19 protein-coding genes and 2 pseudogenes are annotated in these 19418 nt (G+C 65.1%); 9 read left to right on the top strand and 12 right to left on the bottom strand.

What is annotated here, in order from left to right:
- Nucleotides 1–60: 60 nt before the first annotated feature.
- The 4 genes from ALC15_RS38785 to ALC15_RS38770 form a co-directional block, all read right to left on the bottom strand.
- Nucleotides 61–438: a hypothetical protein gene (locus tag ALC15_RS38785; RefSeq protein WP_063781938.1), complete on the bottom strand. Its 378-nt coding sequence runs from the start codon at nt 436–438 to the stop codon at nt 61–63.
- Nucleotides 439–572: 134 nt separating this feature from the next.
- On the bottom strand, nt 573–986 hold the full coding sequence (gene msrB, locus ALC15_RS38780; RefSeq protein ID WP_050631827.1) for a peptide-methionine (R)-S-oxide reductase MsrB: 414 nt from the start codon (nt 984–986) through the stop codon (nt 573–575).
- A 21-nt stretch (nt 987–1007) separates the two neighbouring features.
- Nucleotides 1008–1724 (bottom strand): peptide-methionine (S)-S-oxide reductase MsrA, encoded by a 717-nt coding sequence (gene msrA, locus ALC15_RS38775; protein WP_050631826.1) that lies wholly within the window; start codon nt 1722–1724, stop codon nt 1008–1010.
- A gap of 373 nt (nt 1725–2097) precedes the next feature.
- A complete protein-coding gene (locus ALC15_RS38770; protein ID WP_050631825.1) occupies nt 2098–3207 on the bottom strand; it encodes an ATP-dependent DNA helicase in 1110 nt (369 codons plus the stop codon).
- A gap of 222 nt (nt 3208–3429) precedes the next feature.
- Here ALC15_RS38770 and ALC15_RS38765 point away from each other — a divergent pair, with 222 nt between their 5' ends.
- The 7 genes from ALC15_RS38765 (at nt 3430) to ALC15_RS38735 (ending at nt 10217) form a co-directional block, all read left to right on the top strand.
- A complete protein-coding gene (locus tag ALC15_RS38765) occupies nt 3430–4635 on the top strand; it encodes an LLM class flavin-dependent oxidoreductase (RefSeq protein WP_050631824.1) in 1206 nt (401 codons plus the stop codon).
- A 216-nt stretch (nt 4636–4851) separates the two neighbouring features.
- Nucleotides 4852–5802, top strand: coding sequence for a sulfonate ABC transporter substrate-binding protein (locus ALC15_RS38760; RefSeq protein WP_050631823.1), 951 nt, complete (start codon nt 4852–4854; stop codon nt 5800–5802).
- Between the two features lie 40 nt (nt 5803–5842).
- Nucleotides 5843–6796 (top strand): sulfonate ABC transporter substrate-binding protein, encoded by a 954-nt coding sequence (locus tag ALC15_RS38755; RefSeq protein ID WP_050631822.1) that lies wholly within the window; start codon nt 5843–5845, stop codon nt 6794–6796.
- The gene (gene ssuD / locus ALC15_RS38750; protein ID WP_050631821.1) at nt 6778–7959 is read left to right on the top strand and encodes an FMNH2-dependent alkanesulfonate monooxygenase; all 1182 of its coding nucleotides are present in this window, start codon (nt 6778–6780) and stop codon (nt 7957–7959) included. The genes ALC15_RS38755 and ssuD overlap by 19 nt, the downstream gene beginning before the upstream one ends.
- A complete protein-coding gene (locus ALC15_RS38745) occupies nt 7956–8762 on the top strand; it encodes an ABC transporter permease subunit (protein WP_050631820.1) in 807 nt (268 codons plus the stop codon). Before ssuD ends, ALC15_RS38745 begins: the two co-directional genes overlap by 4 nt.
- Nucleotides 8763–8770: 8 nt before the next feature.
- Nucleotides 8771–9610 (top strand): ATP-binding cassette domain-containing protein, encoded by an 840-nt coding sequence (locus tag ALC15_RS38740; protein WP_050631833.1) that lies wholly within the window; start codon nt 8771–8773, stop codon nt 9608–9610.
- 7 nt (nt 9611–9617) lie between these two features.
- Entirely contained in the window at nt 9618–10217 is a 600-nt protein-coding gene (locus ALC15_RS38735; protein WP_050631819.1) for a flavin reductase family protein, read from the top strand.
- 109 nt (nt 10218–10326) lie between these two features.
- Here the strand turns inward: ALC15_RS38735 and ALC15_RS38730 are convergent, their stop codons facing one another.
- Nucleotides 10327–10707: a hypothetical protein gene (locus ALC15_RS38730; protein WP_050631818.1), complete on the bottom strand. Its 381-nt coding sequence runs from the start codon at nt 10705–10707 to the stop codon at nt 10327–10329.
- 169 nt (nt 10708–10876) lie between these two features.
- Between ALC15_RS38730 and ALC15_RS45030 the strand changes: the two genes are divergently transcribed.
- Nucleotides 10877–11032, top strand: coding sequence for a hypothetical protein (locus tag ALC15_RS45030; RefSeq protein WP_167350195.1), 156 nt, complete (start codon nt 10877–10879; stop codon nt 11030–11032).
- 39 nt (nt 11033–11071) lie between these two features.
- Here the strand turns inward: ALC15_RS45030 and flbD are convergent.
- From flbD to sciP, 6 genes and pseudogenes are all read right to left on the bottom strand, one after another.
- A pseudogene (gene flbD, locus ALC15_RS38725) lies at nt 11072–12456 on the bottom strand (sigma-54-dependent transcriptional regulator FlbD).
- 55 nt (nt 12457–12511) lie between these two features.
- Nucleotides 12512–12862 carry a flagellar motor switch protein FliN gene (gene fliN / locus ALC15_RS38720; RefSeq protein WP_050631817.1) on the bottom strand — a complete coding sequence of 117 codons (351 nt, stop codon included), beginning with the start codon at nt 12860–12862 and terminating at the stop codon, nt 12512–12514.
- A gap of 20 nt (nt 12863–12882) precedes the next feature.
- The gene (locus ALC15_RS38715) at nt 12883–13506 is read right to left on the bottom strand and encodes a FliH/SctL family protein (RefSeq protein ID WP_050631816.1); all 624 of its coding nucleotides are present in this window, start codon (nt 13504–13506) and stop codon (nt 12883–12885) included.
- Nucleotides 13506–14591, bottom strand: coding sequence for a flagellar motor switch protein FliG (gene fliG, locus ALC15_RS38710; RefSeq protein ID WP_021077001.1), 1086 nt, complete (start codon nt 14589–14591; stop codon nt 13506–13508). The genes ALC15_RS38715 and fliG overlap by 1 nt, the downstream gene beginning before the upstream one ends.
- Nucleotide 14592: 1 nt before the next feature.
- On the bottom strand, nt 14593–16221 hold the full coding sequence (gene fliF, locus ALC15_RS38705) for a flagellar basal-body MS-ring/collar protein FliF (RefSeq protein ID WP_050631832.1): 1629 nt from the start codon (nt 16219–16221) through the stop codon (nt 14593–14595).
- A gap of 173 nt (nt 16222–16394) precedes the next feature.
- Complete coding sequence (sciP, locus tag ALC15_RS38700) at nt 16395–16670, bottom strand: CtrA inhibitor SciP (RefSeq protein ID WP_002714638.1); 276 nt, start codon at nt 16668–16670, stop codon at nt 16395–16397.
- Nucleotides 16671–17227: 557 nt separating this feature from the next.
- Here sciP and ALC15_RS38695 point away from each other — a divergent pair.
- Nucleotides 17228–18007 (top strand): alpha/beta fold hydrolase, encoded by a 780-nt coding sequence (locus ALC15_RS38695; RefSeq protein ID WP_050631815.1) that lies wholly within the window; start codon nt 17228–17230, stop codon nt 18005–18007.
- A gap of 306 nt (nt 18008–18313) precedes the next feature.
- Here the strand turns inward: ALC15_RS38695 and ALC15_RS44400 are convergent.
- Nucleotides 18314–19418 (bottom strand): annotated as a pseudogene (locus tag ALC15_RS44400) (hypothetical protein); the annotation flags it as partial.

Below are 19418 nucleotides of genomic sequence, written 5' to 3'. Positions count from 1 at the left end.
CAATTGCGAATTGGGGAATCTCCGTTCGGTTGGGACCGCTCCGGAATGACGGCTTCGCCGTCACTTCTTGCCTTCGTCGATCGGGAGCACTTTCAGCGGGGTCGGATAGGGCTCGACCCGCAGCGAGTCATGGGCGATCAGTCCTACCTTGTGCAGCGGCGCCTGTTCGAGATCGCCGGAGGCGGATTTGTGCACGGCGTATTGCCAGGCGCTCATCGAGCCCTTGGCGACCAGCATCTTGGCGATGCCGCCGGCATTCTGGCCTTCGACCGCGGCGAGATCGGCATCCGTCAGGCCGATGACGATCTCGTCCCTGGAGGTGATGACCTTGAACAACGAGATCTTGTCGGCGGCAAATGCCGGCATGCTCACCGTGCTCCCCATGATGACGCTGGCAAGACCGAGACCGAACAAAAGCTTGACTGGAATCCGTGACATCAAAACTTCCTTTTGTTGAAGCGTGCGGACGGCCAGCCAATGCAAAGCCCCGCGCGACCGGTTCTTGGTCGCGCGGGGCGGATCAAACGTTCGACGGACGGTCGATTATTCCGGCCCGTTAGGCCTAGAGGCAGTTACTTCTTCTCGTTCAGCTTCAGCGCCGCCGAGTTGATGCAATAGCGCAGGCCGGTCGGGCCAGGGCCGTCGTTGAAGACGTGGCCGAGATGGCCATCGCATTTCGAGCACAGCACCTCGGTGCGAATCATGCCGTGGCTCATGTCGCGCTCCTCGTCGACATGGCTCTCGGCCGCGGGCTTGGAGAAGCTTGGCCAGCCGCAGCCGGAATCGAACTTCTGATCGGACTCGAACAGTGTCTGCCCGCAGCCGGCGCAGACATAAGTGCCGTTGCGCGGGTCATGCTCGTATTCGCCGGTGAACGGCCGCTCGGTCGCCTTCTCCCGCAGCACGGCGTACTGCATCGGCGTCAATTCCTTGCGCCACTCGGCTTCGCTCTTGCGGACCTTGCCGTCGGTCTTGGTATCGGACATTCAACCTCCTTTGCGAGTTGCTCAGTTGGTGACCTTGGTGCTGCTCACCAGCGTCGGCTTCTCGATGTAGTTCTCCGCGAAGATCTTCTTCAGGTTCTCGACCTTCGGGATGTCGTTATACGCAATATAGGGTTGGTTCGGGTGCAGCGTCAGATAGTCCTGGTGGTAGCCCTCCGCCGGATAGAACGCCTCCAGCGTTCCGACCTTGGTGACGATCGGCTTCTTGTAGACCTTGGCGGCGTTGAGCTGGGCGATATAGGCGTCCGCCACCTTCTTCTGCTCCTCGCTGGTCGTGAAGATCGCCGAGCGATATTGCGTGCCGGAATCCGGGCCCTGGCGGTTCAGCTGGGTCGGGTCGTGCACGACGGAGAAGAAAATCTGCAGGATCTTGCCGTAGGAGATCTTCTGCGGGTCGTACTTGATTTCGACGGACTCGGCGTGGCCGGTGGTGCCGGTCGACACCTTCTCGTAGTCGGCGTTCGCCTTGCTGCCGCCGGAGTAGCCGGACACCGCGCTGGTGACGCCGGCGGTGTGCTGGAACACGCCCTGGACGCCCCAGAAGCAGCCGCCCGACAGTACGGCAGTCTTGATGCCGCTCTCATGTGCGTCCGCCGCCGGCGGCGGTATGATGACTGCGTCCTCGGCGGCAAGCGAGGGCGCAACGGCAAAAGCGGCAACGGCCAGCGCGCCGATCGCGGCGGCGCACAGCGAGAGGCGGCTGAGGGAGCTCTTGGGCATGGGTTCCTCGTGGGATCGCAATTGGGGGCCAGTCTAGAGCGGGCACCGGCATTGGCAAATCGGGCCGGGCTGCTCCGACGCTTCAAAATACGGGCGAGGCGACGTTTTGTTACGGCGCCGGACACACGGTTTCGTGAGGAAAATCAGCGAGGTTCAGGGATGACGGTGATGGATTTTTGCCGGCGGCCCCTCCACGCACGTCGTCCTGGCGAAAGCCAGGCCACCAAATGTAGCTGTAGGCGGGATCGTGGCCCCAGCTTCCCGCAGCAACAAGCGGCCGGGGTAATGGGTCCTGGCTTTCGCCAGGACGACGCTGAATACTGGTGTCACACACTCATCAGCTGTCAGGATGACGTCGGCGCATGCGGGACGATCACACCACCACGCTGAGCCGCTTCGCCGCCCGCGTAATGCCGGTGTACAGCCACCTCGCGCGAGAATCCTGAAACGCAAAACTCTCGTCGAACAGCACGACGTCGTCCCACTGCGAGCCCTGCGACTTGTGTACGGTCAGCACATAGCCGTAGTCGAACTCGTCATAGGGCTTGCGCTGCTCCCACGGCACGCCCTCGACGCCGCCGTCGAAGCATTCGCCGCGCACCGAGACCTTGGTGACCTTGTAGCCAAAGTCCTCGTCCGGCATCACGCGCATGGTGATGATCTTGGATTTCGACTGCGCGCGCGCCTTAACCCGCCACAGCCCGCCGTTGAACAGGCCCTTCTTGCGGTTGTTGCGCAGGCAGACCAGCTTGTCGCCGGCGACGGGGAGGGGATCCTCGATGTTCAGCCGCTGCCGCACCCGCATGTTGTAGGCGCGGCGGGTGTTGTTGCGGCCGACCAGCACCTGGTCGGCGCTCATCACGCGGTCCGGGTCGAGCTCCTTGCGCGACACCACTTCGCTCTCGCCATGGCGGCCGATCTCGAGCTCGCGGCCTTCGCGGATGTCCATCGACATCCGCACGATCGGATCGTCCTGCGCCTGGCGGTGCACCTCGGTCAGCATCGCGTCCGGCTCGGCGTCGGTGAAGAAGCCGCCGCCCTGGATCGGCGGCAATTGCGCGGGGTCGCCGAGCACCAGCAGCGGGCAGTCGAACGACATCAGATCGCGGCCGAGATCGGCGTCGACCATCGAGCATTCGTCGATCACGATCAGCTTGGCTTTCGACGCCGGCGCGTCGTCCCAGAGTTCGAAGCTCGGCTGCTCGACACCGGACTCGCGGGCGCGGTAGATCAGGGAATGGATCGTGGAGGCGCTGTCGCAACCCTTGTTGCGCATCACAAGCGCCGCCTTGCCGGTGAAGGCGGCGAACTTCACCTCGCCGTCGACGCCCTCGGCGATGTGCCGGGCGAGCGTGGTCTTGCCGGTTCCGGCATAGCCGAACAGGCGGAACACCGGCGGCGTGCCGTTCTTGCCCGGCTTGGCCTGCAGCCAGTCGGCGACGGCTTTCAGCGCGGAATCCTGGTGCGGCGTAAAGGTGGTCATGAGGCTTTCGGAGGAACGAGCGCGCGACCGATAGCGCCGCGACTCATACCAACACAAGCTAAACATTCATGCGTTCCAGGCAAGCCGCCTCCCGCTGTACGGAATTGGAGTTTCGCCCCCGAGGCTGGACTTGGCCTTCCCCGCCACTAGACTGACGCAAAACAACAAGCGATCGGGACCACTACGAGTGGTCGAGGACGCGACCTTGGGAGTGATGACGCCATGAAATTCGGCATCTTTTACGAGCTGCAACTGCCGCGCCCCTGGAACGACGGCGATGAGCTCAGGCTCTACCAGAATGCGCTGACGCAATTGGAGACCGCCGACCGGCTCAACTACGATTATGCGTGGGTCGTCGAGCATCATTTCCTCGAGGAATATTCGCACTCGCCGGCGCCGGAATCCTTCCTCGCCGCAGCCAGCCAGCGCACCAGGAATATCCGGCTCGGCCACGGCATCTTCCAGCTCACCACCAATCATCCGGCGCGCGTCGCCGAGCGGGTCGCGGTGCTCGATCTCCTGAGCAATGGCCGCTGCGAGTTCGGCATGGGCGAGAGCGCCTCGATCACCGAGCTGACCCCGTTCGGCCGCGACATGGAGACCAAGCGCGAGGTGTTCGAGGAAGCCGTACAGGCGATCTTCCCGATGTTCACCAAAATCGGCACCGAGCATCACGGCAAATACTTCGACATCCCGTTGCGCAACGTCGTGCCGAAGCCGGTGCAGAAGCCGCATCCGCCGCTCTGGATGGCCTGCTCGCAACTGCCGACCATCGAGCGCGCCGGGCAGAACGGATTTGGCGCGCTCGGCTTCCAGTTCGTCAGCGCGGAGGCGGCGCATGCCTGGGTCCACGCCTATTACAACGCGATCACCAAGCGGCTGAAGAAGCTTGCCGACTACGAGATCAATCCGAACATGGCGCTGGTCTCGTTCTTCATGTGCGCGAAGACGGATGAGGAGGCACGCAAGCGTGCAGATGGCGCGACCTTCTTCCAGTTCGCGCTGCGCTATTACGGCCAGTCGCAGAACCGGCAGCGGCCTGCGCCGGGCACCGTCAACATGTGGGACGAGTACAACAAGTGGAAGCGCGAGAATCCGGAGGCGCAGGAAGCCGCGCTGCGCGGTGGCCTGATCGGCTCGCCGGAGATGTTGCGGAAGAAGCTGCGGCGTTTCCGCGCCTCGCATATCGACCAGGTGATCCTGCTCAACCAGGCCGGCAAGAACACGCATGAGCACATCTGCGAGTCGCTCGAGCTGTTCAGCAAGGAGGTGATGCCGGAGTTCCAGCACGATCCCGAGCACGATGCCTGGAAGAAGGGCGTGCTCGACGGCTCGATCCAGCTCGAGGAGATCGACACCCAGGCGTTCTCGGATCGCTATGGCAAGCTCGCGGTCAATGTCGGCCCGAAAGCCGCCGCCGCGGGCTGATAAATCGATGCGCAGCAAGCTCGCGTTTTCGTGAGGAAAATAATTCGCTACACGCGATCTGCACTTTAAAAGAAACAGCACGCGCGATGCCCGCACCGAAGTGCGGGCATCGCTATTTTTGTGCGGTGCTCGACAGCTTCATTCGCGCGCCCCATCATCCTGACATCGCATGATCGTGCGCCCGATGGCGCGTTTGATCGTCAGGAGAATCTTGGAATGAAGCGTCGTGAATTCCTCCAGCTGTCGCTCGTCACAGCCGCATCAGCTGCGCTGTCACGTGGCGCGCAAGCGCAGGCGGACACGAAGGAAATTCGTATCGGTTATCAGAAGAACGGTGTGCTGGTTCTCACGCGGCAGCGCGAGGCATTGGAAAATCATTTCAAGCCGCAGGGCGTCAGCGTGAAATGGGTCGAGTTCTCATCCGGCCCGCCGATGATGGAGGCGATGAATGTCGGCAGCGTCGACTACGGCGCCGTCGGCGACTCCCCGCCGATCTTCGCGCAGGCCGCGGGTGCGGCGATCGTCTATGCGGCGGCCCAGCCCATCATCAATGGATCTGGCATCCTGGTGCCGCATAATTCGGCGATCAAGACCATTGCCGACCTCAAGGGCAAACGTGTCGGCTTCACCAAGGGATCCAGCGCGCATAACGTCGTGATCCAGACCCTGGAGAAGGCCGGGCTGACCTATGACGACATCACGCCGGTCTATCTGACGCCGCCGGACGCCGGCCCGGCCTTCGCCAATGGCGGCATCGATGCCTGGGCGATCTGGGATCCGTATTTCGCGATCGCCGAGACCAGGCAGAACGGCCGCATCCTGATCAACACCCGCGACGTCACCAAGACCAACGCGTTCTATATCGCCAATCGCGAGTTCGCGAACCGGCACGGCGCACTGCTGCAGCAGATCGTCGATGTCACGACGTCGAGCGCGAAGTGGGCAGAGGCGCATCCCGACGAGGTCGCGAAATCGCTCGCCGCCGTCACCGGCGTGCCGCTCGATATCCAGACCATCGCGGCGCGGCGGGCCGGCTTCTCGGTCGGCCCCGTGACCGACGACGTCATGGCGACCCAGCAGGGGGTTGCCGACCGCTTCTTCAAGCTGGGCTTGATCCCGAAGCGGATCGCGATCCGCGACATCATCTGGCGCAATACCCAGACCTGATCGGCACGCGCTTGATCATTTCAATGCAGAGGATAATCCCATGACGCGTTTATTCCGACGCTGGATTGCCCGCGCTGTGCTGTCGGTCAGCATCGTCGCGGCGACCGTCAGCGCGTCCTACGGCCAGGACAAGGTGGTCCGCATCGGCTTCCAGAAATACGGCAAGCTGGTGTTGCTGAAGAGCAAAGGCTCGCTCGAGCAGAAGCTGAAGTCGGCCGGTTACTCGGTCGTCTGGACCGAGTTTCCGTCCGGGCCGCCGCTGCTCGAAGCGCTCAATGTCGGCGCGATCGATTTCGGCAACACCGGCGAGGCGCCGCCGATCTTCGCCCAGGCCGCCGGCGCGCCGATCCAGTATGTCGCCTACGAGCCGCCGGCTCCGAAGGGCGAGGCGATCCTGGTGCCGAAGGACAGCCCGATCAAATCGGTCACCGATCTCAGGGGCAAGAAGGTCGCGCTCAACAAGGGCTCCAACGTCCATTATCTCCTGGTGAAGGCACTGGCGAAAGCCGACATCAAATATTCCGAGATCGAGCCGGTGTTCCTGGCGCCCGCCGATGCGCGCGCGGCGTTCGAGCGCGGCGCGGTCGATGCCTGGGTGATCTGGGATCCGTTCCAGGCCGCGGCGGAGGCCGCGACCGGCGCACGCACCATCGCCGATGGCACCGGCATCGTCGCCAATTACCAGTTCTACTTCGCCTCGAAGAAATTCCTGCAGGCCGATCCGAGGATCGTCGAGATCGTGCTGGCGCAGCTCAGCGAGGTCGATGACTGGGCCAAGGGCGACATCCACGCCGTCGCCGAGCAGCTGGCGCCGAGCATCGGGCTGTCGGTGCCGGTGGTCGAGGTCGCGCTGAAGCGACAGGCCTACGGCATCAAGCCGGTCACCGACGCCGTGATCGCGGACCAGCAACAGGTCGCCGACACGTTCTTTGCGCTCGGCCTGATCCCCAAACCAATCAAGATTTCCGACGTCGCATGGAGGCCGGGCACGTGAGCACCCCAACCAACGCCAACATCCTCTGGTTCCTGCCGACCCATGGCGACAGCCGCTATCTCGGCACGTCGATCGGCGGCCGCGAGGTGAACTTCAACTATCTGCGCCAGATCGCGCAGGCCGCCGATCAGCTCGGCTACTACGGCGTGCTGCTGCCGACGGGCCGGAGCTGCGAGGATTCCTGGGTGGTGGCCTCGGCCGTCGCGCCCTGGACCGAGCGCCTGCGCTATCTCGTGGCGGTCAGGCCCGGCCTGCAATCGCCAAGCGTCGCCGCGCGCATGACCGCGACCTTGGACCGGCTGTCGAACGGCCGCCTGCTGATCAATGTCGTCACCGGCGGTGATCCGATCGAGAACAAGGGCGACGGCATCTTCCTCGATCACGACGAGCGCTACGCGGTGACGCGTGAATTCCTGAACGTCTACAGCGATCTGCTCGCGGGCAAGACGGTCAGTGTCGAAGGCAAGCACATCAGGATCGAGGACGGCCGCCTACTGTTCAATCCGGTGCAGTCGCCGCGGCCGCCGCTGTATTTTGGGGGCTCGTCGGATGCCGGCATCGACGTCGCAGTCGATACCGTCGACAAGTACCTGACCTGGGGCGAGCCGCCGGCCCAAGTCGCCGAGAAGATCGCGAGGGTGAAAGCCGTCGCCGCGCAGCGCGGCCGCAAGCTCTCTTTCGGCATGCGCCTGCACGTGATCGTGCGCGAGACCAACGCCGAGGCGTGGAGGGCGGCCGACGAGCTGATCCAGTACGTCACCGCCGACACCATCGCGGCCGCACAGAAGATCTTTTCGCGGATGGACTCGGTCGGCCAGCAGCGCATGGCGCAGCTGCATGGCGGCCGTCGCGACAAGCTCGAGATCAGCCCGAATCTCTGGGCCGGCGTCGGTCTGGTGCGCGGCGGGGCCGGCACCGCGCTGGTCGGCGATCCGCAGACCGTCGCCGCGCGTATCAAGGAGTATCAGGACGTCGGCGTCGATACCTTCATCATGTCGGGTTACCCGCATCTCGAGGAAGCCTATCGGTTCGCCGAGCTGGTGTTCCCGCTGCTGTCGTTGGCGCAACCCGGCAACGTGACGCGGATCCGCGTCAACACCGGGCCGTTCGGCGAGACCATCGGCAACGACTACCGTCCGCAAAAGCAGGCATCGCAATCATGAGCTTGATCGATTCACTACCGCGCGTCGGCGCCCCCAAACTCCCCAAAATCGACGGGCTGATCCCCTGGATCGTTCCACTGGTCATTGTCCTGGTCTGGCAGCTTGCCTGCGTCACCGGCTACGTGCCGTCGCGGGTGTTGCCGGCGCCGACCGACGTGGCGCTGGCTGGCTGGAAGTTGCTGCTGTCAGGCGAACTGATCCGCAACATCTGGGTCAGCTTCTGGCGCGCCTCGATCGGGTTTGTGATCGGCGGCGGAATCGGCTTTGCGTTCGGGCTCGCCAACGGCCTGTCGCAGCTGTCGGCAAAGCTGACCGACACCACGCTGCAGATGGTGCGCAACATCCCGCATCTGGCGCTGATCCCGCTGGTCATTCTGTGGTTCGGCATCGACGAATCGGCAAAGCTCTTTCTCGTGGCGCTCGGCGTGTTCTTCCCGATCTATCTCAACACGCTGCACGGTATCCGTACCGTCGATCCGCAGCTGATCGAGATGGGCCGGATCTACGGCATGACCGACGGTGAGCTGTTCCGGCGGGTGATCTTCCCCGGCGCGCTGCCCTCGATCTTCGTCGGCCTGCGCTTTGCGCTCGGCATCATGTGGCTGACCTTGATCGTCGCGGAGACCATCGCGGCGTCGTCGGGCCTCGGCTACATGGCGATGCAGGCGCGCGAGTTCATGCTGATCGATGTCGTCGTGCTCTCGATCCTGATCTACGCCTTGCTCGGCAAGCTCGCCGACAGCGCCTCGCGGGCGCTGGAGCGCCTGACCTTGTCGTGGCACCCCGCGTTCCAGAAGAAGTGAGAATGAGAATGCAAGAAGCGCTTCGTTTCCAGCCGGTTGACGCCGAACCGGTCGACCATGCCGACATCGTCGTGAAGCCGCGGCATCTGCGGCGAGTGACGGAAAGTGTGGCCCGCGGCCTGGCGCTGACCATCCGCGGCCTGCGCAAGGCGTTCGGCGACAATGAGGTGTTGCGCGGCATCGACCTGCACATTCCCTCGGGACAGTTCGTCGCGATCGTCGGCCGCAGCGGCTGCGGCAAGAGCACGCTGCTGCGCCTGATCGCGGGCCTCGAGGCGCCGACCGCGGGCAGCATCGCCTTCGATGAGGAGCCGCGAGCGCAGGACGTCCGCGTCATGTTCCAGGAGCCGCGGCTGCTGCCCTGGGCGCGGGTGCTGTCGAATGTCGAGGTCGGCCTCGGGCGTGAACGCGCCTCCGCCGATGCCCAGGCGCGCGCCGAGCGCGCGCTGGTCGAGGTCGGCCTCGGCGACAAGCGCGCGCAGTGGCCGTCGGTGCTCTCGGGCGGCCAGAAGCAGCGGGTGGCGCTGGCCCGCGCGCTGGTCAGCCAGCCGCGGGTGCTGGCGTTCGACGAGCCGCTCGGCGCGCTCGATGCGCTGACCCGGATCTCGATGCAGCAATTGCTGGAGCGGGTCTGGCGCGACCAGGGCTTCACCGCGATCCTGGTGACGCATGACGTCGCCGAGGCCGTCGCGCTCGCCGACCGCGTGCTGGTCATCGAGGACGGCCGGATCGCCGAGGATGTCACGATCGACCTGCCGCGGCCGCGCCGGCGCGGCTCGGCCGAACTCGCCGCGCTGGAAGGCGAGATCCTGAAGCACCTGCTCGAGGGCAGCGAAGACACTCTGTGAGGTCGCCATGAACACCGTCGTCCGCAATGTTTCGATCGTACCAGCGGTGACCGCCACCGACTTTCGCGGCGCGATGCGCCATCTCACCGGCGGGGTCAGCGTGATCACCGCGGGCCGGGCGAAGGAGATTTCGGGGATGACGGTGACTTCGGTGTCGTCGCTCTCGGTCGAGCCGCCGTCGCTGATCGTCAGCATCAACCGCGCTGCGTCATCATGGCCGCTGATCGCGCGCCATGGGGTGTTCGGCGTCAACATCCTGACCGCGGACCAGCTCGAGATCGCCGAACGCTTCACCGGCAAGGGTGGCCTGAAAGGCGCCGACCGGTTCGAAGGCGCCGAATGGACCACGCGTGCCTCAGGCGTCCCGTTGCTGGTCGGCGCGCTCGCCGCTGTCGATTGCGAGGTCGAGGAAATCATCGAGCGGCATTCGCACGCGATCGTCATCGGGCGCGTGCTCGACGTGATCGCCTCGGAGCGAACCGCCGCGCTGGCCTATTGGCACGGCGAATATGTCGCGATCGACCGCAACGAAGACGCCGCCAGGCTGGCCGAGGTCAGCCTGCCGTCGCGTCACGTCCACGCCCCGGGCGTACTTAAAGCGCGATGAGATTGAATGGTCATCGCGCTTTGGATTCTCGTTTTCGCAGGATCCGGAAAACCGCTTCGCACTTTTCCGGGTCATGCTTTAGCGCAGCGTTGCCGGTCCGGATCGGCCCTTAGTAGACTGCGCTGAGGGACGCCGGGCTGTCGATGATCACATTGCTGCCGCGAACGCCAGCCCATACGGCCTGGATGGTCTGAGCCGTATTGCCCAGCGGAATGCCGACGACCAGCGTGGTCGGGACGCGGCCGAAGCTCGACGGGGTTCCTTCATTGTAGGTAAAGCTCGCGACGACCGGCGAGGCTGTGCCATTGACGGTGACGCCGAACACGCCGCCTGGAATATCGTTGCCCATGGCGTAGGGATTCGGAACGTTGAGGGTGATGATCGCGGTGGTGCCGACGCCCTCCGGGACCGTCAGGCTGAGGCCTTGCATCGGCGTGAGGGTCGCGGAGTTGGTGGACAGGGTGCCGGTTGTCTGCACGTAAAGGGCCATATCACTCTCCAGTTGTCGAAATATCAAAGCACAATAGGAGATTGAATACGGCAACTGGCCGCAGGATTCAAGGGATCAACGGCACCGTGGCCGGCGCGGCATGTTGGCCGTGGCGCTTTCCCGGCAAGCGCACTAAAAGCCCAGGATGTTTCGCAGACGTGACGGTTCGATGAAGCGCGTGGGAGTCTGGCTGTTCTATCTCGTCGGTGCGATCGCCGTCGCCTATCTCGCGCTCTATGCCTATGTGACGTTCACCGGCCGCGACATCACGCCGGGCGATCCGATCCGGATCTTCCGCAAGCCCGACGCGCCGAATTATTCGTGACGTAAGGGACGCGGCGGGATTTCCCCGCCGCTTGCTTTCTCAGCCGGCGTTCGCCATGCGGTGATAGTCGGGTGCGCCGTTGCCGGCCGGGGTGATCGGGATGCCGCCGTCGGCGTATTCGTTCAGCTTGTTGCGCAGCGTCCGGATCGAGATGCCGAGGATGTTGGCGGCATGGGTGCGGTTGCCGAGGCAGTGCTTGAGCGTTTCCAGGATCAGGTCGCGTTCGACGTCGGCGACGGTGCGGCCGACCAGCGCGCGGGTGACCTGCTCGGCTGCGAGGGTGGCGTGCGCCACCGCGGGCGCGGTCTTGGCGAGGTCGAGGCGGTCGCCGTCGGGGGTCAGGATCGCGTCCGGGCCGATCTCGTCGCCCTGCGCCATCAGCACCGAACGATGGATGGTGTTCTCGAGCTCGCGGACGTTACCCTGCCAGCGGTTCGCGGTCAGGACGCGGCGGGCGTCCGTCGAGATCGGCCGCACCGGCAGGCCGTTGGCCTCGGCATATTTCTTGGCGAAATGCTGTGCCAGCTCGAGGATGTCGGCCGGACGATCGCGCAGCGGCGGGATCTTCAGATTGACGACGTTGAGGCGGAACAGCAGGTCCTCGCGGAAGCTGCCCTCACGCACCGCTTCCGACAGATTGCGGTTCGAGGTCGCGATGATGCGGATATCGACCGGAACCGGCTTAGTGCCGCCGACGCGGTCGATCACCCGCTCTTGGATCGCGCGCAGCAGCTTTGATTGCAGGCGGACGTCCATTTCGGAGATTTCGTCGAGCAGCAGCGTGCCGCCGGTCGCTTCCTCGAACTTGCCGATGCGGCGGGCCACCGCGCCGGTGAAGGCGCCCTTCTCGTGGCCGAACAGCTCGGATTCCAGGAGGTGTTCCGGGATCGCCGCGCAGTTGATCGAGATGAACGGCCGCTTGGCGCGGGCCGAGCGGGAGTGGACATAGCGCGCCAACACTTCCTTGCCGGTGCCGGACTCGCCGGTGATCATCACGGAGGCGTCGGAGCCAGCGATCTGTTGTGCCAGCTTGATCACCCGGCCCATCGCCTCGTCGCGCCAGATCAAATCGCGCGCGTCGTTGGCGACCGCAGCCAGCACCGCTGCGATCAGCTCGGGGTCGGGCGGTAGCGGGATGTATTCCTTGGCGCCGGCATGGATCGCGGCGACCGCGGCGCGGGCGTCGTTGGAGATGCCGCAGGCGACGATCGGCACGTGGATGTGCTCGGCCTCGAGCCGCATCACGAGGTCGCGGATGTCGAGACCGACATCGACCAGCAGGAGGTCGGCGCCCTTGCCGCCGCGCAGCACATTCATCGCCTGCTCGGCGCCTCGGCGTGAGTCACCGAGGCGCCGTTGTCCATCGCGATCTTGGTCGCGGTCGTGAGCTGGCCCTTCAGGGTGCCAACGATGAGAAGCCGCATGATGATCTCCTGTTCGTCTGGTCGCGCAGGTTCCGCGCGCTACCGTTGCATTCGTTTAAGAGCGTTCTGCCTTGATGATTTCGGTCATGGTCACGCCGAGCTTGTCTTCCACCAGCACCACTTCGCCACGCGCCACCAGGCGGTTGTTGACGTAGATGTCGATCGCCTCGCCGACCCGGCGGTCGAGCTCGAGCACGGTGCCCGGTCCGAGCTTCAGGAGGTCGCCGACGTCCATCTTGGAGCGGCCGAGCACCGCCGAGACCTGCACCGGCACGTCGAACACGGCCTCGAGGTCGGCGGCGATGCGCGCGGCGTTTTCGTCCTCGTTGTAGCCGATGTCGTCGATCCCCGGCGCGTCGGCGGCGTTGAGATCGGGAAGTGGGACTTGGGTGTCGGTGTCGCTCATGGTTCAGCCCTCAATCGCCTTCAGCCGGCCTGGCCGCGGGACGCCAGATAGCGCCCGACGAGTTCGTTGATCTTGCCTTCGATCGCGGCACGCTCCAGCACCACGCCGCCATCGGCCCATTCGATCCGGCAGTCGCCAGTCGCAATGGTCGGTTCGGCCAGGATCACCAGCCGGCCCTGGAAGCCGGAATGCGCCGCCATCTGCTCGATACTTTGATGCGCCGCCTCATAGAGCGCGTCGTTGATCCGGACCACGAGATGCGGCGTTGCCACCAGGTGCGAGAAGCAATCGGAGACCAGCGCGGTGATCTCGCCGAGCGGCTCGCGCGCCACCAGTTCGTTGCAGAGCTTGCGGGCGACCGCGACCGCGACGTCGACCGCCTCGGTCTCCATCCGCGTCTCGATGCCGGCAAAGCGGGCGGCGATGCCCTTGATCGCGGCGCCGATCTCCTCCAGCGCCTGCGCCGCGCGGCGATCGCTCTCGACCTTGGCCTCGCGCAGCGCGGCCTCGTAGCCGGCGCGGTAGGCGCGCGCCTCGGCGTCGGCGACCTTCTGCGCCACCTCGGCCGGCGTCGGCGCGCGCTCGCGCGAGCGGTCCGGAGCCGAGAAGTCGGTGTCGAACAGGAATTTCGCGGGTGCGGCCATCAGTACACCAGCTCGTCGTCGGCGCGGTTTTTGGTCAGGGTGATCTCGCCGCGGGCGGCGAGGTCCTTGGCGAGATTGACCAGCAGCGCCTGCGCCTCGTCGACGTCGCGCAGCCGCACCGGGCCCATCGCGGCCATGTCGTCCATCAGCATCTTGCCGGCGCGCGAGGACATGTTGCCGAGGAAGAAGCTGCGCACCTCTTCGTTGGCGCTCTTCAGCGCGACGCCGAGCTTGTCCTTGTCGATGTTGCGCATCAAGGTCTGGGCCGAGGCGGAATCGAGCTTGATCAGATCGTCGAAGGTGAACATCAGCGCCTTGATGCGCTCGGCAGATTCGCGGTTCTCTTCCTCCAGCGAGGTGATGAAGCGGGTCTCGGTCTGGCGGTCGAAATTGTTGAAGATCTCGGCCATCACCTCATGGGCGTCGCGGCGGCGGGTTTGCGACAGGTTCGACATGAACTCGGTGCGCAGCGTCTGCTCGACGCGCTCGATGACTTCCTTCTGCACCGCCTCCATCCGCAGCATGCGACCGACCACGTCGAGCGCGATGTCCTCGGGCAGGATTGCGAGCACACGCGCGGCGTGCTCCGGCTTCAGTTTCGACAGCACCACGGCGATGGTCTGCGGGTACTCGTTCTTGAGGTAGTTGGCGAGCACCTCTTCCTGCACGTTGGAGAGCTTCTCCCACATGTTGCGGCCGGCAGGGCCGCGGATCTCGTCCATAATGCCGGTGACGCGCTCGGCCGGCAGATATTGCTGCAGCAGCCGTTCGGTAGCGTCGAAATTGCCCATCAGCGCGCCGGAGGCCGACATCCGCGACACGAATTCCAGCATCAAATCCTCGACCACGTCGGCCTCGACGGTGCCGAGCGTCGACATGTGCACCGACAGCTCGCGGACCTCCTCGTCGTCGAGCATCGACCAGATCTTGCCGCCATATTGCTCGCCGAGCGCAAGCATCAGGATCGCGGCGCGCTTCGGGCCGGGCAGCGGCTTGCCCTTGGGGCGAGCGCTCTGCCGGTTCGCCAGCGTCGAGAGGACGGTGGCGATGTCGTTGGCGTTGGTGGTCTGGGGTACGGCGGCCATGTCAGTTCTCTACCGGCTCGCTCAGCCATTGACGGACGATGGAGACGGTTTCGTTCGGATTGCGCTCGGCGAGTTCGCCGACCCGGTGCACGGCCTGGGCATGGACCTGCCCCTGGATCTGGGCGACGTCGATCAATTGCGCCGCGCCGCTGCCCGCCGGAATCAGCGCCTGGCCGGTCGCCCCGGTGCTCTCGGTATGAGCTTCGGCGAGCGCCGGCACGCCGGCGCCGGCCAGCGACGGAATGACGTCGGCGGCGACGATGCGCTTGACCAGCGGGCGGACCACCATGAACAGCACGACCAAGCCGAGCATCATCATGACGCCGAGCTCGATGACGTACATCACGTCATCCTTGGTGAATTGCAGCATGCCGAGCAGGCCGGTCGGCTCGCTGATCGGCTGCGAGACGGGCGGTTCGGCGAAGCGCAGGTTGACGACCTCGACCTGGTCGCCGCGCTTCTGGTCGAAGCCGATCGCGGAACGGACCAGGGCGGCGATACGGTCGAGCTGCTCCTTGGTGCGGTCCTGGTAGACCATCTCGCCTTTTTCGTTCTTGGAGTAGGCGCCGTCGACCAGCACCGCGACCGAGATGCGGTTGACGCGGCCGGCCTCGGTCACCTCGGTCTTGGTGGTGCGGGAGATCTCGTAATTGTTGGTCTCCTCGCTCTTCTTGCTCTGGTCGCGGGCGCGGGCGGCGTTGTCCTGGTTCTGGCTGCCCGGCAACTCGTTGGCGACGGTGACCTGGCCGGAATTGTCGGCGGTCAGGCTCGATTCTTCGCGGGTCTGCGTCGAGCGCAGCACGCGGCCCTCGGGGTCGAACTTGTCCGAGGTCTGGGTGATCTTGTTGTAGTCGAAGTCGGCGGAGAGCTGGACGCGGGCGCGCCCGGCGCCGACCACCGAGGAGACGATGTCCTCGACCTGCTTGCGCATCCGCTTCTCGAAGGCGGCGCGGCGCTCGTCGCCGACCGCAGCATCGGCGTCGGATTGGGCGCCGTCGGCGAGCAGCTGGCCGGCCTCGTCGACGATCGAGACCCGCTGCGGCTTCAGCCCGTTGACCGCGGAGGCGACGACGTGGCGGATCGCGCGGATCTGCTGCGGCTCCAGTGAACCGCGCACCCTGAGCACGATCGAGGCTGACGGCTCCGGTGTCTCGCGCGAGAACAGCGGCTTTTCCGGCAGCACGAGGTGGACGCGCGCGGCCTGGACGCGATCGATGGCGCGGATGGTGCGGGCGAGCTCGCCCTCTAGCGCGCGCAAATGATTGATGTTCTGGACGAAGCTCGTGGTTCCCAGCGCGTCCGACTTGTCGAAGATCTCGTAGCCGACGCCGCCGCCCTTGGGCATGCCGCCCTCGGCGAGCTTCATCCGCAGCCGCGTCACCTTATCCTTAGGCACCATGATCGCGGCGCCGTCATTGCGCAGCTCGAACGGGATCGCCTGGCGCTCCAGCTCCTTGATAATGGCCGAGGAATCCTCGGTCGACAGATCGGTGAAGAGGGTGGTCATCTGCGGCGTGGTGACGCGCATGATGACGAAGGCGAAGAAGCCGATCAGGGCCGCGGTGACCGCAACCATGGCCGCGAGGCGGGCCGCACCAAGACCTCTCAGGAAAGCAACCAGACTTTGCACCAACGGCCCCCAGGGATTCGGCCCACGCGGGTCCGACTGGGCAAATATTGCCTAGGGTATGGTTTCCATATGGTTAACGAAGGTTAAGGACCGCGGCAAAATCGCGGACATGAAAAAAACCGGCTTCGCAGAGCGGAGCCGGTTTTCGTCAAATGCCACGGGTATTGGCAGGCTTACTGCCGGTATTGCTGGATACGTGTGGTGCGCAGTCCGGCCAGACCATGCTGGTCGATCGAGAACTGCCAGGAAAGGAATTCATCGACGGTCAAGGTGTAGCGGCTGCAGGCCTCCTCGAGGGAGAGCAGGCCGCCGCGGACCGCAGCGACGACTTCGGCCTTGCGGCGGATGACCCACCGTTTGGTACCGGGGGCCGGCAAATCCGCAATCGTTAACGGGCTGCCGTCAGGCCCGATGACGTATTTCACCCTCGGGCGATGGGGTTCTGTCATGGCGTACTCACAAACTCTCAACCACTGAACTCGCGATTGGTAACCTACGCCTCCCGGTTTAAAATTTGCCTAAGCCCAAGCGTTCAATACGAATCTCGTTGGAACGGCCGGGAACAGGGGGGCGGCGAGGGGACGGATTGACCGCTGGAGAGACCGCTTCACAGGGATTTCTCGGGCAGCGGAGCAAGCGCCACCCCTCTCCCTAACCCTCCCCCGCAAGGGGGGAGGGAACCCATGCGCCCGTGCGTTCCTCACATTTCTGACGCGAAAAAGAGTGATCCGGTGAGGAGAGCACACCGGCTCCCTCCCCCCTTGCCGGGGGAGGGTTGGGGAGAGGGGTGGCCCCGGGCGAGATGCTCGATCGGAAGCTTGCTTCGACAATCTCGACGCACCCCACCGAACGTGAACGATCGTCGCGCTTTCCGCCTCTTCAACTATCCTTGATCTCCGCATTTGGAGCGACGCCGCGCGTAACCACGTGCCGTAGCGTGCGTAGGAGAGGTTGTCCGCTCACTGCAGGTGGGCACGCTTCCAATCCTTCCATCCGAGCCCTTGTCATGATGATGAACAGACGTACTTTCTCGACCGCCCTGCTTGCCGGCGCGGCAGCTTCATTGGTGTCCTCGCGCGGCGTGGCCGCACCCACGCCGCCGGTGCAGGCGCGCAACGTCGTGCTGGTGCACGGCCTGTTCGCCGACGGCTCCTGCTGGTCCGAGGTCATTCCGCGCTTGCAGGCCGCCGGGCTCAATGTGACATCGGTGCAGAATCCGCTGACAACGCTGCCGGACGCGGTCGCCTCGGCGCAGCGCGTGCTCGATCGCCAGGATGGCCCGACCGTGCTGGTCGGCCATTCCTTCTCCGGCATGATCGTCACCGAAGCCGGCGTGCATCCGAACGTTTCGGCGCTGGTCTATGTCGCCGCGCGCGCTCCCGATGCGGACGAGGACTACACCGCATTGGCAAAAACCTATCCGACGCCGCCGGCGAGCGCTGGCATCGTGTTCGACGGCGACGAGGGCCGGTTGAGCGAAGCCGCGTTCCTGCGCGATTTCGCTGGTGACCTGCCGGAGGCAAAGGCCAAGGTGCTCTATGCCGTGCAGCAGCCGTTTCACAAACAGCTGCTTACTGGCAAGACCAGCCACGCGGCCTGGCGCAGCAAGCCGAGCTATTATGCGGTCTCGACCGAGGACCGTACCATCAATCCGGATCTCGAACGCTTCATGGCGAAGCGGATGGGCGCCACCACGATCGAGCTGAAGGCCAGCCACCTCGCGCTGATCTCGCAGCCCGACCCGATCGCGCGGCTGATCCTCAACGCCGCGGGACGGCCGGAGTGAACGTCGGCTACTCCATGCATCGATAACGAAACGGCCCCGGGAACGCTGAGGCGTTTCCGGGACCGCATTGCGCGTACTCTCAGATGATGTGCGCACCGTGGCTGTTGAGAATGCCGTGATCGCCTGTGAGCGGGATCAGGTCGTGGACGACGGCATCGACATCAACAGGCGCGCTCGCCGTATTGCCCGAGGCAATGTTGCCGGCCAGTGCGTGGCTGAGGTTGAGGCCGCCGAGCAGATTGCCGACCAGCCCATCGGCTCCGGTGCCGCCGAGCGATGGAATACTGAGCGGGCCATTGCTGCCGGTCAGCGCGCCGAGATCGAGCAGATGCGGCCCGTTCTGGCCGACATCGACAGCGTTGACCTCGACCGTGTGATGATCGCCCGAGGTCGGTGCGGCCAGGATGTCGATCGCTTGTCCGTTCGGCTGCGTCGGGCCGACGTCGAGCGTGACAAGATGGCCGCTGTTCGGGTTGCTGAGGCTGCGACGATGCCGCCCAGCAGTCCGCCATCGCCGGCATTGTTCCCGCCGTTGGCGGTCACCAGCGGCAGGCTTTGCAGGTCGTGGCCGAGATCGTGGATCAAATTGTCGACCGGATTGGTCGGATCGTCCTTTCCGTTGACCACACCGGTCAACAGATCCGTCGGCACGGCATCGAGCGCGTGCGCGGTATCGGTGAAATCGGCGCCGAGATGCGCCACTGCGTCGGACGTGTGACCTGCCAGGACGTCGCCGGGCGTGTTGAGCACGTCGGTCAGGAGATTGGCGTGCCCGTCGGCCGCGGGCGTTGCGCCGAGTTGTCCGAGTCCGATCGTGCCGGCGAGGTTGGTGACGTCGTGAACCACATGGTCGAGGCCCGCCTCATGCCCGATCGTGGTGAGAAGACCGCTCGCGTCGGACGCGGCGCCGTTGACTGCGTTCAGCACCGGTTGCAGCAGCCCGCCCTGACCGGCGAGCGTGAGGCCGCTGTTCTGGCCGAGACCGGACGGAATAACGCCGACCGCATTTACGGTGTCGGTCAGATCCGTGCCGAGATTGCTCACTGCGTCGGATGTGTGACCGGCCACGACTTCGCCGGGCGTGTTGAGCACGTCGGTCAGGAGATTGGAGTGCCCGTCCGCAGCGGGCGCGGCGCCGAGCTGCCCGAGCCCGACTGTGCCGGTGAGGCCGGTGACGTCATGGACCGTGCTGTCCAGTCCGGCCTGCTGCCCGATCGCAGTGAGAAGGCCGCCGGTGTTGGTCGCGGCCGCATTGACGGGATTCAGCACGGGCTGGAGCAGCCCGTCCTGTCCGGCGAGCACAAGGCCGTTGCCGAGGCCCGGCCATCCACCGCTTCCGGAGCCTCCGCCGGTGGACGTGCCACCGCCTGAAGAGGAGCCACCGCCGCCACCTGAGGTGCCGCTGCCCGAC

The organism is Bradyrhizobium viridifuturi (genome assembly GCF_001238275.1).
Taxonomy (GTDB): Bacteria; Pseudomonadota; Alphaproteobacteria; order Rhizobiales; family Xanthobacteraceae; genus Bradyrhizobium; species Bradyrhizobium viridifuturi.
This window is presented reverse-complemented; position numbering and strand designations above follow the sequence as displayed.